Here is a 21,839-nt window from a genome sequence, read left to right as displayed (position 1 = left end):
GCTGAAAGCCGCATCATGGCGCGGGTTTTCATGCATTTTCCCTGTTGTTGTCTCAACCCTACTAGCCCTTACCCTCACCCCAATGATGGCTTCTAAGATTCTCAAGCCGGGCATGCATGATAGCCGGCTTAGCCAAGCCGTTCAGTGGCTGCTAACGGGCACCCAGCGTCGTTACCAGCGCGCATTAGAAATCGTACTCACATTAAAGTGGCTGGTCGTTGCCCTGTTTTTCTTGTTGATAGCCGCTACCGCCTGGCTGGCAACCGAGCTGCCCAATGAATACACCCCGCAAGAAGATCGTGGCAATTTCATTATCCTTGTCAACGGCCCAGAAGGCGCAACGTTTGACTATATGATGGACTATATGGATGAGATAGAGGCTAGATTGACGCCTTTTGTGGACAATGGTGAGCTTGAACGAATTGTGGTTCGTGCACCACGTGGCTTTGGTAATATCGAAAATTTCAACAGCGGTTTTATTATCGTCAACATGGCTGACTGGGGAAGCCGTCGTAGCGCTTGGGAAATCATGGCCGAGATTCGCCAGCAGCTACGAACACTGCCGGGTGTTCAGGCCTTTCCAGTGATGAGACAAGGTTTTGGACAGCGCACTCAAAAGCCTGTGCAATTCGTACTCGGGGGCGGCACTTACGAGGATTTAGCGCGTTGGCGGGATAGGTTGATTACTCATGTTCGTGAAAACAACCCACGTATTACCGCTATCGAAAGTAATTATGATGAGACCCAGCCCCAGTTACGCGTGGATATCAATTATGAGCGCGCTGCCGCACTGGGCGTCACGGTTACAGAGATAGGTCGGACGCTGGAAGTGCTGCTCGGTGGGCGTAACGTCACGCGCTATGTAGATGACGGGGAAGAGTACGATGTCATCCTTGAAGGTGACCGCAGCGGTCAAAACAGTCCTGCTGCGCTAAACAATATTCAAGTCCGCTCAGTACGTTCAGGCGAGCTGATTCCGCTAGCCAGCCTGGTAACGCTCTCTGACTTCGCGGGTGCTAGCACGTTGAACCGCTTTGATCGCGTTCGCGCCATTACGATTGAAGCCAATCTAGCCGATGGTTATCCCCTTGGTGAAGCATTGGAATACTTACAACAAGCCGCCGACAATGTATTGCCTGAAGAGGTACAAACGAACCTTGCCGGGCCTTCTCGCGATTTTCAACAGGCCAGTGGCGCTACCATGTTCTTATTAGTGCTCGGTGCCGTGGTGGTTTACTTAGTACTTGCGGCCCAATTTGAAAGCTTAATTCACCCGTTTGTTATCATGCTGACCGTCCCGCTAGCCATGATTGGCGCCCTGCTTGCTCTGCTGCTTAGCGGACAATCACTCAATATCTATAGCCAAGTAGGCTTAGTACTGTTGATTGGCCTTGCCGCTAAAAATGGCATTCTGATTGTTGAGTTTGCCAACCAGCTACGCGATGAGGGCCAAGCGTTTCGCTCTGCCTTGATTGAAGCGTCGGTAACACGCCTGCGACCGATTCTAATGACTGCGGTCACTACGATGGCGGGTGCGATACCGCTGATACTATCAAGCGGCCCGGGTGCGGAATCACGGCTGGTTATTGGCACTGTCATTATGGCGGGTGTTGGCTCTGCGACCGTATTTACGCTGTTTGTCGTCCCGGTAGCCTACGATCTGCTTGCACGATACTCAGGCTCGCCTGGGGCCGTTAAACGCCAATTAGAAGAAGAGATAGCCAGCGCTCCTATCGCTCATCATACGCCGCTTAATACCCCCGAGCGCTAACATGAGCCATTGCGAAAGGTCATATAACGGCCTTCGCACTAAGCAAAAGGCGCCACACAGGCGCCTTTTGTTTTAGGTCATGAAGATGCTAACTGCCGTCTTATTCACAGTTACCAATACGCTCGCCTTCAATCACTGTATTCATGGTCAGCTCACCCATCGGCGATTGAGTGAATATATCCACGTTGCCTTCGATCTGCTCACCCATAAAACGCATTTCGCCATCGATAGTCGCTTCACCGCCATCGGCACGGCAAATCATGCTGTAGGAAAGGCCATCGGCATTCATATCCTGGCTGAGCAGCTCGCAACCCTCTTCTTCTTCAATGAAGCCAAACTCAGCGCTATCCAGCTCTTCTTGAGTGATGCACTGACGTTCGGTTTCCGTTTGATCGGGGATTTGCATGTCACCACTCATGCTGGTCACGCTGACAAACTCCCACTCGCCAGGCGTGACGTTAGGGGTTTCTGCCTGGGCGACCATCGGGAAGGCCAAAAAGGCCGCTACTGCCATGTGTCGTATCATCATCGCACTCATCTCTAGGTGGCTTTAAGGAATACGTTATTATCCTACCTGATTCATTACTTACATGTCCTACCGGACAAGGTCACTGCTACACTATTATCTTCAGAGTTACTCATTTTCAGGGCTTTTCGATAAAAGGGCGCTAGCGATCACATTAAGGGGAAATAGCCATGCAGGATGACGCGCTAGTAAATTATGATTTTTACTGCCCCTACTGCGATACACCACTCACGTTTCTTATCGACACCTCTCAAGGTAGCCACGATACCTGGGAGGATTGCCACCAGTGCTGTGCGCCGATTCAATTACACATCATTGTCTCGCTAATAACCGGTGAGCTAGAAGCAGTGCTCACCGGGCGAGACGACGATGTGCTTTAGCGCCCGTCGCTAAGCACTCTCGGCTTGTCGCAGTAGTGCTTTTCGTTTTGCTTCACCCCGACGCATGAAGAACCACGCCAATAGCGTCGTGAGCGATACCGCCAGAATAATCAGCGTAGCCAGCGCATTGATCTTAGGCGACACCCCCATCCGCACCGACGAAAACACCACCATTGGCAGCGTGTTGGCACCCGGGCCAGAGACAAAACTGGCAATAACCAAGTCATCTAGTGACAGCGTGAATGCCAGCAACCACCCCGCTGCTAAGGCAGGCGAAATAACAGGCAGCGTAATAAAGAAGAAGGTCTTCACCGGTGGCGAGCCTAAATCCATTGCAGCTTCTTCAATAGAGCGATCAATTTCACGCAAGCGGGCTGCTACAACCACCGCAACATACGCACTGCAAAACGTTGTGTGAGCAATCCAGATAGTCGCCATGCCACGATCAGCCGGCCAGCCAATCAGTTGAGCCATCTGCACGAATAGCAGTAATAGCGACAGCCCCGTAATAACTTCCGGCATTACCAGCGGCGCGGTAACCATACTCGACAGTGCGGTCTTGCCGCGAAAATGGCCATAGCGCGTCATAACGAAAGCAGCCACTGTACCCAAGCATACCGCCATGCTGGCGGCAAAAAAGGCAATTTTCAGACTTGTCCAAACCGCAGACAGGATCTGTTGATCACGAAATAGTTCGCCATACCATTGTGTCGAGAACCCTGCCCACACTGTCACCAGCCGTGAGGCATTGAAGGAATAGACCACCAATACCACCATGGGCAAATAAAGAAACAACAGACCCAACACCAACATCACGGAGGTAAAGCGTGGGCGTCTACGCAGTCTCATCATTATTCAAGCTCCCGTGACTGGTAGCGATGGAACCACACAATGGGAATTAACAGCAGCAATAGCATTACCATGGCTAACGCCGAAGCCACAGGCCAGTCGCGGTTTAAGAAGAACTCTTCCCACAACACTTTACCAATCATCAGCGTATCCGGCCCCCCGAGTAGCTCAGGGATCACGAACTCACCGACGGCGGGAATAAATACCAGCATAGAGCCCGCGATGATTCCACCCATAGAGAGCGGCAGCGTGACTTTGATAAAGGTATTAAGCTTGCGCGAACCCAAATCAGACGCCGCTTCTAGCAGCGAGTTATCCAACCGCGTTAGATGGGCATAAAGCGGTAGCACCATAAACGGCAGATAGGCATAAACAATGCCGATAATGACAGCAAACTGAGTGTTCATCATGCGTAGCGGTGAGTCGATCAGCCCCATTCCCAACAATATGTTATTGATTAACCCGCTATTACTTAAAATACCCATCCATGCATAGACGCGAATCAAAAACGACGTCCACGACGGCAGCATTACCAACAGCAGCAAAATAAGCTGCCAGCGCCCCGGAGCACGGGCCATCGCATACGCCATCGGATAGCCAATCAACAGGCATACTGCTGTCGCTACAAACGCGGTTTTTATCGAGCCCCAGTAGGCCGCCACATAGAGAGAATCTGACAACAAAAACAAATAGTTGCCAAGATTCAAAAAGATATTGAGCGTTTGATCAGCATACTCAACCAGCGGCCCATAGGGTGGAATAGCAATGGCTGCTTCCGAAAGGCTAATCTTTAGGACCAGCGCAAACGGTAACAAAAAGAATAGCGTAAGCCACAAAAGAGGAAGCGCGATTACTGCGCGACGACCTAATTGCAACCGCTTTACGAAGCCTGCAATGCGAGATGGCATCATGATAGGCGATCTCCTGTCAGCCACTGAGGCATTAGCGGTTCAGCACGATAGCGCTATGGTCTTCCCAATAGACATAAACACTATCCTCCCAGGTTGGGCGATCACCACGCCGCTCAGTATTGGCCATACTCACTTTGATCATTTGCCCAGAGGCAGTACGCACGTAGTAAAGCGAGTAGCCCCCCAAGTAAGCGATATCATCAACCTTGCCTGCTTCCCAGTTGTACTCTGCGGATGGCTGCTCACGGGTTAGCCAGATTTTTTCAGGGCGCAGCGCAGCCCACACGCGGCGATCTACCGCCTGGGTCGTGATGCCATGATCAATATAGATCGGTCGAGATAATGCGGGTGATGCAATGCGACAGTGGTCCGCAGCGTCTTCGACGATTTCACCTTCGAACAGATTCACTGTACCGACAAATTCCGCCACCATTCGGCTGGCCGGGCTTTCATAAATATCGACCGGTGAACCCACCTGCTCTATCCAGCCGTCGGCCATAATCGCAACGCGGTCCGCCATGGTCATGGCTTCTTCTTGATCATGAGTCACCATAATGCAGGTCACTCCTACCTGCTCAATGATCTCGACAACCTCAAGCTGCATTTCAGTGCGCAGTTTTTTATCCAACGCCCCCATCGGCTCATCCAGCAACAGCAGCTTGGGACGTTTGGCCAGTGAACGTGCAAGCGCTACCCGCTGGCGCTGTCCGCCGGAAAGCTGATGCGGTTTACGCTTAGCAAAACGTTCCATATGCACTAGTTTGAGCATTTGTGCGACACGCGCATCGACATCTGCCTTAGCTAGCTTGTCCTGCTTGAGCCCAAAAGCGATGTTTTGCGCTACCGTCATGTGGGGAAATAACGCGTAGGATTGAAACATCATATTGATTTGACGCTTGTGTGGCGGCATAGAGGTAATATCTTCGCCGCCTAGCAGAATCCGCCCTTCGCTGGGCGTTTCAAACCCCGCCAACATACGCAACAACGTCGACTTGCCTGATCCTGACCCACCTAGCAAGGCGAAAATTTCGCCGCGCTTTACCTGTAAATTAACATCATCGACCGCAAGCGCATCGTCGAAGCGCTTACTTAAGCGCTTTACCTCAAGCACACTATCTTCTGCAAACCTTGGCGTTTTTCCCTGAGCGCGCTGAGCGGCGGGAGGAGTTACCGCAGGAGAGGATGACGACTCGTTCGACAGGGGCGTAGTGACCATTCGCCACTCCCATCAAAAGGCCCGGAAACCGGGCGTTAAAAAAGTAACAGCGAGCCCAGCATTGGCTTGGCTCGCTGTTAGGCGATGACTAAATTAACGACCTGATTTGACGCGATTCCAGATACGCGTACGTGCGCGCAGAACGTCTTGAGGTTTTTCAGCCTGCAAATAGAGGTTTTCCATCACCTCGGCTTCAGGGTAAATAGCCGGGTCATTGATAATTTCATCGGAGAGATATTCATTAGCCGCCGCATTAGGGTTGGCATAACGCACGTACTCGGTAATTTCAGCGGCGATTTCCGGATCGAGAATAAAGTTAATGAAGGCGTGGGCATTTTCAGAATTCGGCGCATCCGCGGGCACTGCCATCATATCAAACCACAGTGCAGCCCCCTCTTTGGGAATGCTGTAGCCAATAGTGAAGTCACGGCCGGCTTCTTCGGCACGATCAGCCGCCTGGAAAACATCGCCGGAATAGCCTGCGGCCACACAAACATCACCATTCGCCAAGTCGGAAACGTAACGAGACGAGTGGAAGTAGGTCATATCGTCACGAACACTGGCAATGAGTTCACCAGCGGCTTCCAGGTCTTCGATATTTTCACTGCGCGGATCAAACCCTAGATAGGCCATGGCGGGAGACAGCATTTCATCAGCAGAATCCAGCATCGACAGCCCACAACCGGCCTCGCTCAACGCGCCGGTAATTTCAGGATCAAAGAGCAGCGCCCAGCTATTCAGTGGCGCGTCATCGCCTAAAATGTCTGTCACACGGTCAACATTATAACCAATGCCGTTGGTACCCCACATATAGGGCACCGAGTATTCGCTACCCGAATCGATCTCTTCCAGGCTGGCCATCAATTCAGGATTGAGGTTATCTAAATTAGGCAATAGCTCATGATTGAGGGGCTGGAAAACACCGGCCTTTACCTGGCGGGTAAAATAATAAGTAGAAGGAACCACAACATCGTAGCCAGAACGGCCAGACAAAAGCGCAGCGTCTAATATTTCATTGCTGTCATAAACATCATAGGTCACTTCAATACCGGTGCGCTCGGTAAACTTTTCTAGCGTTTCAGGGGCGATATAGTCGGACCAGTTGTAAACTCGCACTTCATTCGCTTGTGCATTAGCAGCCGCTACGGCAAAAGATAGGGCCGTAACGGCCACTGAAAGTTTGTGAATATTGCCCATCTCACTACTCCTTATATCGCTAAGAATATTTCGTTAACTGCCAAGTCATTCAAACGTCAAGCTTACGCTAAAACATTAAAAACAGCTGTGGCTACTATGCCAGATAAGCGAATTTTGCGGTGCAGCGACACCTATCGCAAGCCCATGGGGAAAATTCTTGTATTCTGCTCCATGCGACCCCACTTGTAGGGTAGCCAACTCAGAAAAACACACATTGATAGCCTAATACTATTGCTTAGATGCATTTTTACAATTTTAGCTATTGGTCGTAGTTGGTTACCATGAGCAATAACTTTTTCCACTGCCACTCACTTATTTTGGAGACGTTCTGAATGTCCCTGATCAACACTGAAGTAAAACCGTTTAAAGCGACTGCCTACCTGAACGGCGAATTTATCGACGTCACTGAAGCAGACTTGCAAGGTAAGTGGTCTATTTTCTTCTTTTACCCTGCTGATTTCACCTTTGTCTGCCCGACTGAGCTGGGTGACTTGGCTGACAACTACGCTGAATTTAAAAAGCTAGGTGTTGAAATCTACAGCGTGTCTACTGACACCCACTTTACTCACAAAGCTTGGCACGACAGCTCTGAAACCATCGGCAAGCTGCAGTACCCGATGATTGCTGATCCGACCTTACAGATCTCTCGCAACTTCGAGGTATTGATTGAAGAAGCTGGTCTTGCAGAGCGTGGTACCTTCGTTGTTGACCCCGACGGCAAAATTCAGATCGTCGAAATCAACGCTGGCAACATCGGCCGTAACGCTGAAGAGCTACTGCGCAAAGTGAAGGCTGCCCAGTACGTTCGCGAGAACCCAAACGAAGTATGCCCGGCTAAATGGAAAGAAGGCGAAGAGACGCTTGCTCCGTCTCTGGACCTCGTAGGCAAAATCTAAACGGCCTACCGCTGCCGTTCAGGATTGCCCCTTAAGGCAGAACGACACCCGGGCATACCCCGGGTGTCCTGTTTTTGAGTACCCGTTTTTGAGTACCCGTGTTAACGCAAACATCGTTTTCCCTATCGCTCTTACTCATGCTGCGATCTTTCAACAGCAGCGAGCGTGTTAGGTTGAGAACTCATTACTGCTGACTGCGAGGAAGCCACTGTCATGCTGGACGCCAATTTAAAAAATCAGTTGAAAGCTTATTTAGAAAAAGTGACTCAACCGTTCGAGATCGTTGCGTCCCTCGATGACGGTGCCAAGTCACGCGAATTGCTAGGTTTGCTCGAAGACATCAGCAGCCTATGCGACAAGATTACACTGCAAACTGACGGTCAAGATAATCGCACGCAGTCATTTGCCATTAACCGCCCCGGCGAAGAAACCGGCGTGGTATTTGCTGGCATCCCGATGGGGCACGAGTTCACCTCGCTGGTGCTGGCACTGCTACAAGTGGGTGGGCATCCCCCCAAAACGTCCGAAGAACTGCTAAATCAAATCAAGGCGCTCGACGGCGAACTGCTGTTCGAGACGTACTACTCGCTCTCCTGCCAGAACTGCCCAGATGTTGTTCAAGCGCTCAACTTGATGGCGATTTTCAACCCCAATATTCGCCACGTGGCCATCGATGGCGCTCTGTTCCAGGATGAAGTCGAAGCTCGGGAAATCATGTCGGTTCCCAGCATCTATTTAAATGGCAAACCGTTTGACCAGGGACGTATGACCTTAGAGCAGATTCTAGCCAAGGTTGATACGGGTGCTGCTGAACGAGAAGCGAAAAAACTTAGCGAAAAAGCCGCCTTTGACACGCTGGTAATTGGTGGTGGCCCTGCGGGTGCCTCAGCAGCAATCTACTCTGCCCGTAAAGGGATCAACACAGGCGTTGCTGCTGAGCGTTTCGGTGGCCAGGTGGCAGACACCATGGGCATTGAAAACTTTATCTCCGTCAGCCATACCGAAGGCCCTAAACTAGTTAGCGCTTTAGAAGAACATGTTAAAGAGTACGATGTTGACGTTATGAACCTTCAGCGCGCCACGTCGTTTAAAGCCGCTGAAAACGAAGGTGATTTACACGAAATAACCTTCGAGTCGGGCGCCAAACTGAAGAGTAAAACGCTCGTCCTGGCAACCGGTGCGCGTTGGCGCGAGATGAATGTGCCTGGCGAACAACAGTACCGCAACAAAGGTGTTGCTTACTGCCCCCACTGCGATGGCCCGCTATTTAAAGGCAAACGCGTAGCAGTGATTGGCGGCGGCAACTCTGGCGTTGAGGCCGCTATCGATCTGGCCGGTATTGTAGGCCACGTCACCCTAGTCGAGTTTATGGGTGAGATGCGTGCAGACGCCGTGCTACAGAAAAAGCTTAAGAGCCTGCCTAACGTCGACATTGTTTTAAACGCTGAAACCACGGAAGTGACAGGCGACGGCAGCCGAGTTAACGGTTTAGCCTACAAAGACCGCAATACCGATGAGCTTAAAACCATCGCACTAGAAGGTATCTTTGTTCAAATTGGCTTAGTGCCTAATACCGAGTGGCTGAAAGGTTCACCGATTGAAATGACGCCACGCGGCGAAATCATTGTCGATGCCCATGGCATGACGTCAGTTCCAGGCGTATTTGCAGCAGGCGACGTGACTACCGTGCCATACAAGCAAATTATTATCGCCATGGGTGAAGGTGCAAAAGCATCACTGGGTGCGTTTGACTATTTGATTCGCCACTAATCTGATTCGACATTAGCTAGCCTGCTGGGCGGATCCCCTGCCACCCTTTAGGCTGTTTCCTTTGACGTAAAGACCGTGACGTCACGCCCGCTGCCCTGCGGGCGTTTTTTTTGTTCGCCGGGTTAATCAGCGCGACCGCACACTGAGCAAGCAGGATCACGCGGCACCTGAAAATGACGCCACTGCCCGCTCAAGCCCTCAAAAGTGGCGAGTCCTTGATGCGGTTTTCCTGCACCGCTCAACAGCTTAAAAGCTTCTATCGCTTGAAAACAGCCAATCAACCCAACCAGTGGCGCCATGACACCGCTTTCTGCACAGCTCAAGGCTTCATCTTCGCTATCGCCAGGAGGATACAGGCACGCATAACAGGGGCATGCTGGGTTGCGAGGATCAAAGACGGCTAACTGCCCAGAAAAACGAATTGCCGCTCCAGAGACCAGCGGTACACCGGCCTGCTGAGCAGCAGCGTTAATCGCATAACGGCTTGAAAAACGATCTGTGCAATCCAGCACCACATCCGCCGACGCTACCAGTGCCTCGAGCGCCTTGCCATCCGCATGTTGCTCCAAGGCGATTACATGGCACTCAGGGTTAAGTGCCTGCATGCTCGCTTTTGCTGAACGTGCCTTATTGGTGCCGATACTCGCCTGCTGGTGAGCAATCTGGCGCTGCAGGTTTGACAACTCTACCGTGTCAGCGTCGGCAATCGTGATTTTACCCACGCCAGCGGCCGCTAAGTAAAGCGCCACAGGAGACCCAAGCCCACCTGCACCGACAATCAGAGCATGAGCATTTCTCAGGCGCTCCTGCCCCTCAATATCAACCTCGGGTAGCATAATTTGGCGGCTATAGCGCAGCAGCGCCTGATCATCCATCATGGGATTACTTATCCTCAAATTCCTCGAAATCGGGTATGTGTAAGTTGAAGCTCTCTTTCACTTCTTCCATTACCACATAGCTTTTGGACTCTTTTACCCCAGGCAGCGTCAGTACAACATCGCCTAGTAGCTGCCGGTAAGCGGACATCTCAGGAATGCGGCATTTTAAAATATAATCAAACTGACCAGACACCAAATGACACTCTTGGATTTGCGGCAGTTTCTCGACCGCCCGACGAAACTCATCAAACACAGCAGGGGATTGAGTTTCCAGGCTAATCTCCACAAAGACCAACAAGTTAGCTTTCAGTGCCTGCGGATCAAGAATGGCTTGATAGCCGCGAATGATACCCGCACGCTCAAGGCGTTTAACACGCTCTAAACAAGGGGTTGTGGATAAGCCGACTTCAGCGGCAAGGTCGACATAGGAAATTCGCGCATTTTCCTGCAGACAGCGCAAAATTTTAAGATCGATCCGGTCCAGCGTTCTATTTTTTGGTTTCATGGCAGGATCCAATACTGATGAATCAGGCAGTTATTAAAGGTGGCCCAGGGTAACCCGTTCATGACCTCCAACGTCTAGTACACTTTCAACGTTTTGGAAGCCAGCGCGCACTAATGCCGTTCGTACGTTGGCCGCTTGCGTATAACCATGCTCTAAGGCAAGCCAGCCGCCATCGGAAAGATAGCCACGAGCGGTACAAATCAAATGCAGCACATCCGCCATTCCGTCAGCATCGGCCACTAGTGCCGATAATGGCTCAAATCGCACATCACCCAGGCGCAAATGTGGGTCGTCGGCAGCGATATAAGGTGGGTTACTAACAATAATATCGAATGCAGCCGCTTGTGGGGGCTGAACAAACGCGCTAAACCAATCGCTAATTACGAACTGAGCATTGTCGATCTTCAGCGCTTGTGCATTGCGCGCTGCGAGTGCCACTGCTTCTGGACGAATATCCGCCCCTATTACTTGCCAGTTAGGTTTCTCGCTGGCAAACGCAAGTGCAATAGCGCCAGTGCCGGTGCCAAGATCCAGCAATCTTCCTGCCCTCGCCTTGGCACGCATCAGGACAGCCTCAACCAGAGTTTCGGTATCAGGACGTGGAATCAGCGTTTCTGGCGATGTTGCCAGCCGCAGCCCCCAAAATTCTCGTTCACCAGTCAGATAGGCAATTGGCACTCCCTGGGCACGCGCAGCCACCAACGCATCAAATCGTGCTTGCTCCCAGAGGGGGCACTGACGATCTCCCCAGGTATACAGCCAAGTACGGTCATGCCCCGTAGCGTGACTGAGCAGCACCTCGGCATCAATTCTAGGGGAAGGCGACCCTACCGCTTGCAGCCGAGCCGCCGCTCGTCGCAAAAGCATATCGAACGTCACAACATCAAAGCTCATTAGGCGTCCTGAAGGGCCGAAAGCTGCTCTGCTTGATATTCGTGAATGAGCGGCTCAATGACATCATCAAGCTGCTCACCCGTAATGACTTCCGTTAGTTTGTAGAGTGTCAGGTTAATACGGTGGTCGGTAATCCGGCCCTGGGGGAAATTGTAAGTACGGATTCGTTCACTGCGATCCCCTGAGCCTACCAATGAGCGGCGAGCGTCTGCTTGCTCTTGGCGCTGCGAGTCAACCGCATTGCGTTTGAGTTTGGCTGCCAGCAACGACATCGCCTTTGCACGGTTTTTATGCTGACTGCGCTCTTCCTGGCACTCCACCACGACGCCTGTAGGCAAGTGAGTAATACGGATAGCAGAATCTGTGGTGTTGACGTGCTGACCGCCCGCGCCACTTGAGCGATAGGTATCAACGCGCAAATCAGAGGGATTAATATCGATATCGCCCACGTCGTCCACTTCAGGCATGACCGCCACCGTGCAGGCGGACGTATGTATCCGGCCTTGCGATTCCGTCGCAGGCACGCGCTGTACGCGGTGCGCGCCAGACTCAAATTTCAAGCGCGCATAGACACCATCGCCTTTCACGCGAGAAATAACTTCTTTGTAACCGCCCTGCTCACCGTGACTGGCACTAACAACTTCAACGCGCCAGCCACGTTTTTCCGCATAACGTGAGTACATGCGAAACAGATCACCCGCAAAAATAGCGGCTTCATCCCCGCCCGTGCCAGCACGCACTTCCAAGAATACACCGCGGCCATCATCGGGGTCTTTAGGCACCAGCAGGCGTTTCAGCTCACTATCCAGGGCTTCGAGTTTCTCACGCCCCTCACTGATTTCCAGTTCCGCCAGCTCGCGCATATCGGGGTCGCTGTCGCGACTTAACTGCACGGCTTCTTCGATGCTTTTTTCTACCTCGCCGTAGCGCTGCCAGGCGGCGACCAGCTCTTCTAATTCCGCGTACTCACGGGAGTAGTCACGAAAACGCTGCTGATTATTAATCACTTCAGGGTCAGACAGCAGCATTGCCAGCTCTTCAAAACGGTCGGAAAAGCTATCTAGACGTTGGCGCAAAGTCTCTTTCATGCGGGTGTATCATCCTTCTGGCATTTTACCGCGGCCACTGGTTGCTCAAAGGCAGGCTTAGCAGGCAATAGTATATTGGGCGCGGCATTCAGCAACTCGTTATTTTCTTGGGATGCAGCGTCGCGCAAGGCAAGCGTGGGCTGATGCATTAACCGATTCGCCAATTGGTGAGCTAGACGTTCAATCACCTTGGCAGGATCTTCACCCTTTGCTAATCGCTCAAGCGCTTGCTCACGAGAATGGTCTCGAATGGCCTCTCCGTGACGTCGATAGTCGCGAATAATTTCGCCGCCATTGCGGATTCGACGCTCATGCTGCCAACTACCCACCCCGTGTTCGATGAGTGATTCAGCCTGATCAGCGGCAACTTGACGGTGACGGCGATTTTCTTCAATGACCTCTTGCAAATCATCAACGGTATAAAGGAAGACATCCGCAAGCTCACCCACTTCAGGCTCGATATCACGCGGCACCGCGATATCCACCATAAACACTGGTCGATGGCGGCGCTTTTTCAGCGCACGCTCTACCATCCCCTTCCCTAGGATCGGCAGCGGAGAAGCCGTAGAGGATATGACGATATCAGCCTGCTCTAACGCTTCCGGTATTTCTGGCAGTGTAATAGCAGAACCACCCAGAGGAGCAGACACTAGCTCAGCGCGTTCCCGGGTACGATTGGCTACCGTTAGATGCCGCACGCCGGCTTCATGAAGATGACGCGCTACCAGTTCAATGGTTTCTCCCGCCCCGATCAAAAGCGCTCTGGCACGGCTAAAATCATCAAAAATACGGCTAGCCATGCTGACCGCAGCATACGCCACCGACACTGGATTTTTGCCAATGCCCGTTTCCGTACGCACCTGTTTGGCTACCGCGAAGGTGTGTTGGAATAACCGCTCCAATTCACCACCCAACCCATTGGCTTGGCGGGCCTGCTGATAAGCATCTTTTAACTGACCGAGTATTTGTGGTTCGCCCAGCACCATAGAGTCCAGGCCAACGGCGACACGCATCAGATGACGCGCAGCATCGTTGTCAAGATAATGATAGGCACAGCGGGAAAGGTCTTCGATGCGCAAATTATGAAAGCGCCCAAGCCAATCCAGCACGGCATGCTCACCGGCGGCATCCGTCACGCAATAAAGCTCGGTACGGTTACACGTCGAAAGCACAGCCGCTTCGCTGATTTGCGGCAGGTTACGCAGCTCCGTCAACGCGCTTTCCAGCTGCGTTGGCGTAAATGCAACCTGCTCACGTACGGCCACGCTGGCGGTACGATGATTTATTCCCAGGGCAAGAAGCGTCATGCGTTATGCGTCTTCGCTAGTGGATCGGTCGTCACGTCACTTGTCGATCTGAATGTCTGGAGCTTGCTATAGCAAGTCTAAAAAGAGTGGGTAGATACGATGAACTATAAGTAGATACTATGAGTAGATACCATGGATTGCACCACCCCACCCCGTTTTCAAGGTGTAATATTCTATCACAGCACAGCATGTTCTGGCGCACACCACTTTGCCGCAGGCAACCAAGCCGCTATGCTGAGCACTCGGCCACCTGATCGAGAGACGCATGCCCCTTCGCGCGACACTACTGGGTCACCCCCTATCGTTACCGGGTTTACCCTTACTGCCCTTGGCCACAACGCTACTACTGGGCGGCTGCCAGCTTTCCCCGTCTTCCTTTGAGAGCGGGGTTCAAAATGATGCTTATGATCCCATGCAGTCAGCGCCGCCGATTACTCGCGGGCTGGATGCCGAGGGTCTTCGCTCGTTGCTGGCAGCAGAACTTGCTGGCCAACGGGGCGATTATCGCTATGCCAGCCAAGGCTATCTGGAAGCGTCCCGGCGCTATCGCAACCCCGCGTTAGCCGAGCGCGCCACTTTTGCAGCGCGCTTTGGCAATGATGTCGCCTTAATGGAAGCCTCCGCGATACGTTGGCGCGAATTAGCACCTCAAGCAGAAATGCCGAATAGGTTGCTGGCAACCCTCTCATTACAACGCGGAGACTGGCTGGACAGCTTAGAGCAGCGTCTGGCGATCGCTGAAGCAGGAGGCAATGGCGAAATAGCGGCTTTTTCTGAGGCGGCGGTGGCCGAAGAGGCGCCACTGAACCTATTAATCGAGCCATTGCGCGACTATCTTGCCCAGCCTGGCGCTCAGCAAAATGAATTCCACAGCGATGTTTTACTTGGCGCCGCACTGATCGAGTCAGCACTAGGGCAAACACGTCAAGCGCAACAGCATCTGGATCAAGTAACGCAGCTGTCACCTGAATCTGCCGCTTTGTGGCTTGCTAAGGCGCGCCTAGCATTAGAGATTGGCGATCATCGTAGTGCTCAGAACGCCGCGCAAAGGGGGCTAGATTTAGCGCCCGATGATGTCCGTTTTATATTAATGTTAGCCCAAGCTGAAATTCGCCTGAACAACATTACCGCTGCGGAAGCACACACCAATACGTTGTTAGAAACGCATGGTGGTAACGAAGAATTACGTATTGCTCTCGCCCAACTCTATTTGGAAGAAGGCCATAGCGAGCCAGCGTATCGATTACTGCAACCTCTGATTGGTCAGGACCGCGTACCTAACACTGCCTACTTCTTACTGGGAGCCATTGCCCAGTCTCAAGGAGAAGTCGATAACGCGCTGCTTTATTATCGGCAAGTACAAGACGGCAACGAATTTCTTCCAGCCCGAGCCGCCGCTGCACGCATGCTGATTGAAAATGATCGCCTGCTAGATGCTCGCGCTATGCTGCGTGTCGAGCGAATGCGCCATGACGACTACTTCGGTGAGCTAGTCATGCTAGAAATACAGCTACTGGATGAATTTAATCTGCAAGAAGATGCCATGGCACTACTTGATAGAGAGCTGACTCGTACGCCAGATGACACCAGCCTGCTTTATTTAAGGGCAATGCGCGCGTGGGAAATGGGCGATGTTGAAGCAATGGAGCGCGACCTGCGCCAAATACTGCATACCGAACCTGATAATGCAGATGCATTAAACGCATTAGGCTACACGCTTGCCGACCTGAACCTCCAGGGGCGCCTTGAAGAAGCACGCGATTTGATTGAGCGTGCCTATGAAGCTGATCCCAGCAACCCTGCAATACTCGACAGCATGGGCTGGGTCTATTTCCGGCTCGGCCAGCCTGACAATGCACTTGCGTGGCTAGAGAGCGCCTACGCACAAGTGCCTGATCAAGAAATTGCCGCTCATTTAGCCGAAGTTCTTCATGCCCTAGGACGCAGTGAAGAAGCACGCCAGCTTATTGAGCGCATTCTTCAGCGAGCAAGCTATCACCCGCAAATTGATGACTTACTTGAGCGCCACCCTGAACTAACACCGTTAAGCGCGCCCTAACATGACATGCCCTTATAAAAGTATGCCCTTATAAAAGCACGCCCTTATAAAAGACAGTTTACGCAGTACTGACATGGAGCCAGTTTATGTTGACCAATTCCCTGCCCGCGAGCCGTTTATCAATCTGCAGTCGCTCAACTCGCTTGTTACTGGCCGGCATTGCCCTGTTAACGCTGGCCGGGTGCGCCACCCAAGCGCCTGTAGACGATGGCGGACGCCAAGCTGGGCAATGGGAACGCCAGCAAGCCGACGTTGAAGCCTTCGACACCTGGACTCTCGTGGGCAAAGCAGGACTTCGCACTCCCCAGGAAAATACCAGCGCCAATCTAGACTGGAATCAACATCCCCACTATTTCCGCATGCTGATCAGTGGCCCCTTTGGCGGCGGGCGCAGTGTGCTAGAAGGTCGCGAAGGGCGCTTTTCGCTAACCACTAGCGATGGTCGCTTTGAAGCCGAAACGCCGGAAGCATTAATGGAAGAGCAACTTGGTTGGTCATTGCCGGTTCGCGCCATGCCTGACTGGGTGCGAGGCCTGCCGGGCGAGCACGCCAGCTACCAGTTGGAATCAGACGAGCTCGGCTTCCCTAACCACTTACAGCAAGATGGTTGGGAGATCGACTACCGTGACTGGGAGCAAGTAGAGGGCATGTGGCTACCTCGTCGACTAGTGATGAACTATGGCGACCTGCGCATCACCTTGGTGGTCAATCAGTGGCAATCCACTAACTCGGACTCTTAGATCAGTAGAGAGATCACATGCCTGCAACACCCTCGGCGTTGACATTGCCTGCTCCCGCTAAGCTAAACCGCATGTTGCATATCGTTGGCCGTCGTCAAGACGGCTATCACGAGCTGCAAACGCTTTTTCAGTTTATCGATTTGTGTGATTACCTTACCTTCACGCCACGCACTGACAGCACCATTACACTTTCCAACACGCTTAGTGGCGTTGCCCATAACGACAATTTAATTGTCCGTGCAGCACACTTATTGCAACAGGCAAGCGGCATTCAGCAAGGCGTCTCAGTCGCCATCGAAAAAAATCTGCCGATGGGAGGCGGTCTTGGCGGTGGAAGCTCTAATGCAGCGACCACCCTGGTCGGGTTGAATCACCTGTGGCAACTAGGACTAAGTAGCGAAGCGCTTGCAAAACTAGGGCTGACGCTAGGTGCCGATGTCCCGGTATTCGTTCACGGTCACAGCGCCTGGGCGGAAGGCGTTGGCGAAAAGCTTACGTCTGTCACGCTAGATACGCCCTGGTTCGTGGTCATCCATCCAGGCGTTAGCGTCTCAACACCAGCAATCTTCCAAGACCCGGAATTGACACGCGACAGCCTCCCCATTACTATGGCGCGCGCACTGCAGGGGGGAGCGCCGGAGTGGCGTAACGACTGCGAAGCTATCGTCAAAAAACGCTATCCGCCAATTGCGGAAGCATTGGACTGGCTCACGCAGCATGCACCTAGTCGGTTGACCGGTACCGGCGCCTGCTTGTTTGCGGCTTTCGATTCACAGCAAGCCGCACAAGCCGTCGCATATATGGCAGGTCAACATTGGCATTCATGGGTAGCGCGCGGACTCAACACCTCTCCCCTACAAGATGCTCTGGGCCGCTGAAAGCGCCCGGTCATCGCATTAGGTTTATTGCTGGGGTATCGCCAAGTGGTAAGGCACCGGTTTTTGGTATCGGCATTCCCAGGTTCGAATCCTGGTACCCCAGCCAACCTAATTATGATCTGCGTTTTCTCCCCTGATCCCCAACACTGCAAAGGTGGCTGCGCGTGTCAAAATTGATGGTTTTCACCGGGAATGCCAATCCCGAACTCGCTCAAAAGATTGCCGAGAGCTTAGACAGCCGTATGGGTAATGCTACGGTCGGTCAATTTAGCGACGGCGAAATCGCGGTCGAGATCAATGAGAACGTGCGTGGTAAGGATGTGTTCATCCTGCAATCCACCTGTGCCCCCACGAACGATAACCTGATGGAACTGATTCTGATGGTGGACGCCCTGCGTCGCGCCTCAGCTACCCGTATTACGGCAGTCGTTCCCTATTTTGGTTATGCACGCCAGGATCGTCGCGTCCGTTCAGCCCGCGTTCCCATCTCAGCGAAAGTTGTTGCTGATATGATGGTGAAAGCTGGCGTTGATCGTGTCATGACGATGGATCTGCACGCTGACCAAATTCAAGGTTTCTTCGACGTACCGGTTGACAACGTTTACGGCTCACCTATTTTGCTGGACGACATCGAGCGCCAGAACTACGACGACCTCGTTGTGGTTTCTCCCGATGTCGGTGGCGTTGTGCGCGCTCGCGCTATCGCCAAACAGCTGAACGCTGATCTTGCCATTATTGATAAGCGTCGCCCCCAGGCCAATCAGGCCCAGGTAATGCACATCATCGGTGAAATCGAAGGCCGCACCTGTGTGGTTGTCGATGACATGATTGATACCGCTGGCACGCTCTGCAAAGCTGGCGAAGCGCTAAAAGATCACGGCGCAGCACGCGTTGTCGCTTATGCAACACACCCGATTTTGTCCGGCCCTGCGGTCGACAACATCACCAACTCGGTGCTGGACGAGGTTGTCGTGACCGACACCATTCCGCTTTCCGACACTGCCCGTCGCAGCGGAAAAATTCGCCAGCTGAGCGTTGCCGGACTCATCGCGGAAGCCATCCGTCGAGTCAGCAACGAAGAATCCGTTAGCGCGATGTTCCATTAATCGCCTGACGTAGCAGCCCCCTACTGGGGCCCTGGAAGCGTCGTCGTCTGGTCGCGGTCGGCGGCGTTTCCTTACTTAAACCAAGAGGCAAATTAAATGTCTGATTTTATCCTGAAAGCCAGCGTTCGTAACGACCTGGGGAAAGGTGCGAGCCGCCGCCTGCGTCGTGCGAACCAACAAGTACCGGCCGTTGTTTATGGCGGTGAAAAAGGCGCTCAGTCTATCTCTGTAGAAAAAACTGCTTTCTACAAAGCGATTGAAGACGAGTCCTTCTTCTCTTCGGTGATCAAACTGGTCATCGACGGTACTGAAGAGCAAGTGGTTGTTCGTGACCTACAGCGTCACCCCTTCAAGCCGCTGTTAACCCACGCTGACTTCCTGCGTGTTGACGCTACTCACGAAATCACCATGAACGTGCCGCTGCACGTCGTTGGCGAAGAGAAGTGTGTCGGCATCAAAGATCAAGGCGGCGAACTGCACGTCCTGGCCAATGAAGTAGCCATTAGCTGCTTGCCGAAAGATCTTCCGGACTTCTTGGAAGTGGACATCAGCGCCATTGAGCTAGGCACTACGCTGCACTTGTCTGACCTGAACCTGCCTGCTGGCGTCACGTCGGTTGATCTGGCCCACGGCGAAGATCACGACAACGCAGTTCTAAGCATCACCAAAGTAAAAGTACGCGGCGGTGATGACGAAGAGAGCGAAGGTGAAGGCGAAGAAGAGTCCAGCGCTGAGTAAAGCGCTAGCTCTCGGCGCTGCCAGCTGATGCTTTTCAGTGCCACCTGGGTCATGCCTGCATGACCCAGGAATGATAAAATCAAGCGCTTCGGCGCTTGATTTTTTTTTGCGGCCTGACATGACGTCGAAAATTTCGTCTAGAAATTTTTATGAGGTGGGACAATGAGCCAGGTAACGGCCATTATTGGCCTGGGAAACCCCGGTGCAGAATACGATGCAACTCGCCATAATGCGGGCTTTTGGCTGGTAGACGCCATTGCACGCAGTGCGCACACAGAGCTTCGCCCGGAAAAGAAATTTTTGGGCCTGTACGCCAAAGCACGTATTGGCGACCATGAACTGCACCTTCTCAACCCCACTACTTTTATGAATCGTAGCGGTGCTGCCGTCGCAGCGCTTGCACAGTTTTTCAAACTAACGCCTGACAATTTACTGGTTGCTCATGATGAGCTAGACCTTCCGCCAGGACAGGCACGCTATAAGACCGGCGGTGGTCATGGCGGTCATAACGGCCTGCGAGACATCATTAGCGCCTTAGGCAACCAGAAGCAGTTTCATCGGGTAAGAATTGGCATTGGCCACCCAGGAGAAGCACGTCAGGTCGTTAACTATGTGCTAAGCCGACCCGGCAAAGCCGAACGGGAAGCCATTGAAAGCGCTTTGGATGAGTGCCTAGCTACGCTACCACTTGCACTCTCTGGCGACTGGGCTAAAGCCATGAACCGCCTTCATAGCGTAAAATAGCAGCACACTTTATAAGCACCCTTAGAATCAGGCGTTCTAGCACGCCCTTTTTTTCAATATTGGCAGACGCTTCCCTTGTTGCGCTGCCCTAGCGGCCAGGAAGTAATTTATGGGCTTTAACTGCGGTATCGTCGGCCTACCTAATGTAGGCAAATCCACGCTTTTTAATGCGCTGACCAAATCAGGTATTGATGCAGAAAACTTCCCATTCTGCACCATTGAACCGAACGTAGGCATCGTACCAATGCCTGACCCGCGACTTGATAAGCTTGCGGAGATCGTCAAGCCACAAAAAGTGCTGCCGACAACAATGGAATTTGTCGATATCGCAGGCTTAGTTGCAGGGGCATCCAAAGGCGAAGGCTTGGGCAACAAGTTCTTGGCCAATATTCGCGAAACCCAGGCGATCGCCCATGTCGTACGCTGCTTTGATAACGACAACGTAATCCACGTTGCCAACCAAGTGGACCCACGGGCAGATATTGAAACCATCAACCTGGAACTGGCACTTGCCGACCTGGATACCGTCGAAAAAGCCAGCCAACGCCTCGTTCGTGCAGTAAAAGGCGGCGACAAAGATGCCACTGCCACCAAAGCCATTCTTGACCGCATTCAGCCACACCTCGCTGAAGGTATGCCGCTGCGTAGTTTTGGTCTTGATGAAGATGAGAAGCGCCAGATTAAGAGCTTCGGTTTCTTAACGCTCAAGCCCACCATGTACATTGCCAACGTTAACGAGGATGGCTTCGAGAACAATCCCTACCTGGATATCGTTAATGAGATTGCGGCAGAAGAAGGCGCAGCAGTGGTGCCGGTATGCAACCAGCTAGAAGCTGAGATTGCCGAGCTGGATGACGAAGAGCGCAGTATGTTCCTATCAGAAATGGGCATGGAAGAGCCAGGGCTTGATCGCGTCATTCGCGCAGGCTATGCCCTGCTTGGCCTACAAACATATTTCACCGCTGGCGTTAAAGAAGTCCGCGCCTGGACAGTGAAAGAAGGCGCCAGCGCCCCAGAAGCCGCTGGTGTGATTCACACCGATTTCCAGAAAGGTTTTATCCGCGCGGAAGTGGTTGCTTACGAAGACTTTGTCGCCCTCAATGGCGAGCAAGGGGCTAAAGATGCTGGCAAATGGCGCTTAGAAGGTAAGGACTACATCGTTAAAGATGGCGATGTTATTCATTTCCGTTTTAACGTCTGATCAGTTGCCGCTTGATAAACAAAAAAAGAAACACTTGACGAACGACGGGCTACTGAGTAATATTCGCCCCCGTTGAATGGCTACGTAGCTCAGCTGGTTAGAGCACATCACTCATAATGATGGGGTCCCCTGTTCAAATCAGGGCGTAGCCACCACACGAATATTGAAAGCCCGCTGACTCAGTC

General features: G+C 52.5%; 21 protein-coding genes and 2 tRNA genes. 13 read left to right on the top strand and 10 right to left on the bottom strand.

The genetic code is table 11. The features are described 5' to 3' along the window. Positions 1–1,771: efflux RND transporter permease subunit (locus INT21_RS14740; RefSeq protein WP_193085378.1), on the top strand; the 1,771-nt coding region annotated here is incomplete at its 5' end. A 100-nt stretch (positions 1,772–1,871) separates the two neighbouring features. On the opposite strand, the gene INT21_RS14735 is transcribed toward INT21_RS14740, so the two are convergent. Continuing rightward, positions 1,872–2,285, bottom strand: a complete 414-nt coding sequence (locus INT21_RS14735) for a DUF3617 domain-containing protein (RefSeq protein ID WP_089038638.1) — start codon at positions 2,283–2,285, stop codon at positions 1,872–1,874. Positions 2,286–2,467: 182 nt separating this feature from the next. On the opposite strand from INT21_RS14735, the gene INT21_RS14730 reads away from it, so the two are divergent. Continuing rightward, a complete protein-coding gene (locus INT21_RS14730) occupies positions 2,468–2,677 on the top strand; it encodes a CPXCG motif-containing cysteine-rich protein (RefSeq protein ID WP_089038639.1) in 210 nt (69 codons plus the stop codon). Positions 2,678–2,686: 9 nt separating this feature from the next. Here INT21_RS14730 and INT21_RS14725 read toward each other — a convergent pair whose 3' ends face one another. The 4 genes from INT21_RS14725 to INT21_RS14710 all read right to left on the bottom strand — a co-directional run bounded on the left by INT21_RS14725 (position 2,687) and on the right by INT21_RS14710 (position 6,850). Further along, positions 2,687–3,529 carry an ABC transporter permease subunit gene (locus INT21_RS14725; protein WP_172420359.1) on the bottom strand — a complete coding sequence of 281 codons (843 nt, stop codon included), beginning with the start codon at positions 3,527–3,529 and terminating at the stop codon, positions 2,687–2,689. Continuing rightward, a complete protein-coding gene (locus INT21_RS14720) occupies positions 3,529–4,437 on the bottom strand; it encodes an ABC transporter permease subunit (protein WP_172420358.1) in 909 nt (302 codons plus the stop codon). Before INT21_RS14720 ends, INT21_RS14725 begins: the two co-directional genes overlap by 1 nt. 31 nt (positions 4,438–4,468) lie before the next feature. Continuing rightward, the gene (locus tag INT21_RS14715; protein WP_089038642.1) at positions 4,469–5,653 is read right to left on the bottom strand and encodes an ABC transporter ATP-binding protein; all 1,185 of its coding nucleotides are present in this window, start codon (positions 5,651–5,653) and stop codon (positions 4,469–4,471) included. A 93-nt stretch (positions 5,654–5,746) separates the two neighbouring features. Further along, on the bottom strand, positions 5,747–6,850 hold the full coding sequence (locus tag INT21_RS14710) for a polyamine ABC transporter substrate-binding protein (protein WP_193061665.1): 1,104 nt from the start codon (positions 6,848–6,850) through the stop codon (positions 5,747–5,749). A gap of 332 nt (positions 6,851–7,182) precedes the next feature. Here INT21_RS14710 and ahpC point away from each other — a divergent pair, with 332 nt between their 5' ends. Both ahpC and ahpF read left to right on the top strand, forming a co-directional pair. Further along, entirely contained in the window at positions 7,183–7,746 is a 564-nt protein-coding gene (gene ahpC / locus INT21_RS14705) for an alkyl hydroperoxide reductase subunit C (protein WP_038482734.1), read from the top strand. A gap of 213 nt (positions 7,747–7,959) precedes the next feature. Next, positions 7,960–9,516 carry an alkyl hydroperoxide reductase subunit F gene (ahpF, locus tag INT21_RS14700; protein WP_193085377.1) on the top strand — a complete coding sequence of 519 codons (1,557 nt, stop codon included), beginning with the start codon at positions 7,960–7,962 and terminating at the stop codon, positions 9,514–9,516. 122 nt (positions 9,517–9,638) lie between these two features. Here ahpF and INT21_RS14695 read toward each other — a convergent pair whose 3' ends face one another. The 5 genes from INT21_RS14695 to hemA are packed head-to-tail and all read right to left on the bottom strand — an operon-like array spanning position 9,639 to position 14,188. Further along, the gene (locus INT21_RS14695; RefSeq protein WP_193068058.1) at positions 9,639–10,394 is read right to left on the bottom strand and encodes a molybdopterin-synthase adenylyltransferase MoeB; all 756 of its coding nucleotides are present in this window, start codon (positions 10,392–10,394) and stop codon (positions 9,639–9,641) included. 4 nt (positions 10,395–10,398) lie between these two features. Continuing rightward, a complete protein-coding gene (locus tag INT21_RS14690) occupies positions 10,399–10,899 on the bottom strand; it encodes an Lrp/AsnC ligand binding domain-containing protein (RefSeq protein WP_038482725.1) in 501 nt (166 codons plus the stop codon). A gap of 33 nt (positions 10,900–10,932) precedes the next feature. Then, positions 10,933–11,778: a peptide chain release factor N(5)-glutamine methyltransferase gene (gene prmC / locus INT21_RS14685; RefSeq protein ID WP_319022058.1), complete on the bottom strand. Its 846-nt coding sequence runs from the start codon at positions 11,776–11,778 to the stop codon at positions 10,933–10,935. A 14-nt stretch (positions 11,779–11,792) separates the two neighbouring features. Further along, on the bottom strand, positions 11,793–12,881 hold the full coding sequence (prfA, locus tag INT21_RS14680) for a peptide chain release factor 1 (protein WP_089038646.1): 1,089 nt from the start codon (positions 12,879–12,881) through the stop codon (positions 11,793–11,795). Then, complete coding sequence (gene hemA / locus INT21_RS14675) at positions 12,878–14,188, bottom strand: glutamyl-tRNA reductase (protein WP_089038647.1); 1,311 nt, start codon at positions 14,186–14,188, stop codon at positions 12,878–12,880. The genes prfA and hemA overlap by 4 nt, the downstream gene beginning before the upstream one ends. Before the next feature lie 265 nt (positions 14,189–14,453). Between hemA and INT21_RS14670 the strand changes: the two genes are divergently transcribed. The 9 genes from INT21_RS14670 (at position 14,454) to INT21_RS14630 (ending at position 21,809) form a co-directional block, all read left to right on the top strand. Next, a complete protein-coding gene (locus INT21_RS14670; protein ID WP_226916819.1) occupies positions 14,454–16,247 on the top strand; it encodes a tetratricopeptide repeat protein in 1,794 nt (597 codons plus the stop codon). An 86-nt stretch (positions 16,248–16,333) separates the two neighbouring features. Further along, entirely contained in the window at positions 16,334–16,987 is a 654-nt protein-coding gene (gene lolB, locus INT21_RS14665; RefSeq protein WP_193061661.1) for a lipoprotein insertase outer membrane protein LolB, read from the top strand. Positions 16,988–17,004: 17 nt separating this feature from the next. Continuing rightward, positions 17,005–17,865, top strand: coding sequence for a 4-(cytidine 5'-diphospho)-2-C-methyl-D-erythritol kinase (ispE, locus tag INT21_RS14660; RefSeq protein ID WP_193068060.1), 861 nt, complete (start codon positions 17,005–17,007; stop codon positions 17,863–17,865). Positions 17,866–17,896: 31 nt separating this feature from the next. After that, positions 17,897–17,971: transfer RNA gene (locus tag INT21_RS14655), tRNA-Gln, on the top strand. A 58-nt stretch (positions 17,972–18,029) separates the two neighbouring features. Then, complete coding sequence (locus INT21_RS14650; RefSeq protein WP_171880177.1) at positions 18,030–18,971, top strand: ribose-phosphate pyrophosphokinase; 942 nt, start codon at positions 18,030–18,032, stop codon at positions 18,969–18,971. A 96-nt stretch (positions 18,972–19,067) separates the two neighbouring features. Beyond that, positions 19,068–19,709: a 50S ribosomal protein L25/general stress protein Ctc gene (locus INT21_RS14645; protein ID WP_089038650.1), complete on the top strand. Its 642-nt coding sequence runs from the start codon at positions 19,068–19,070 to the stop codon at positions 19,707–19,709. A 162-nt stretch (positions 19,710–19,871) separates the two neighbouring features. After that, positions 19,872–20,453, top strand: coding sequence for an aminoacyl-tRNA hydrolase (gene pth / locus INT21_RS14640; protein WP_193068061.1), 582 nt, complete (start codon positions 19,872–19,874; stop codon positions 20,451–20,453). A gap of 109 nt (positions 20,454–20,562) precedes the next feature. Next, complete coding sequence (gene ychF, locus INT21_RS14635) at positions 20,563–21,654, top strand: redox-regulated ATPase YchF (protein ID WP_038482699.1); 1,092 nt, start codon at positions 20,563–20,565, stop codon at positions 21,652–21,654. Between the two features lie 78 nt (positions 21,655–21,732). Further along, positions 21,733–21,809: transfer RNA gene (locus INT21_RS14630), tRNA-Met, on the top strand. Positions 21,810–21,839 lie beyond the last annotated feature (30 nt).

Origin of the sequence: Halomonas sp. 3F2F (assembly GCF_014897805.1) — a bacterium.
GTDB lineage: Bacteria > Pseudomonadota > Gammaproteobacteria > Pseudomonadales > Halomonadaceae > Vreelandella.
This window is presented reverse-complemented; position numbering and strand designations above follow the sequence as displayed.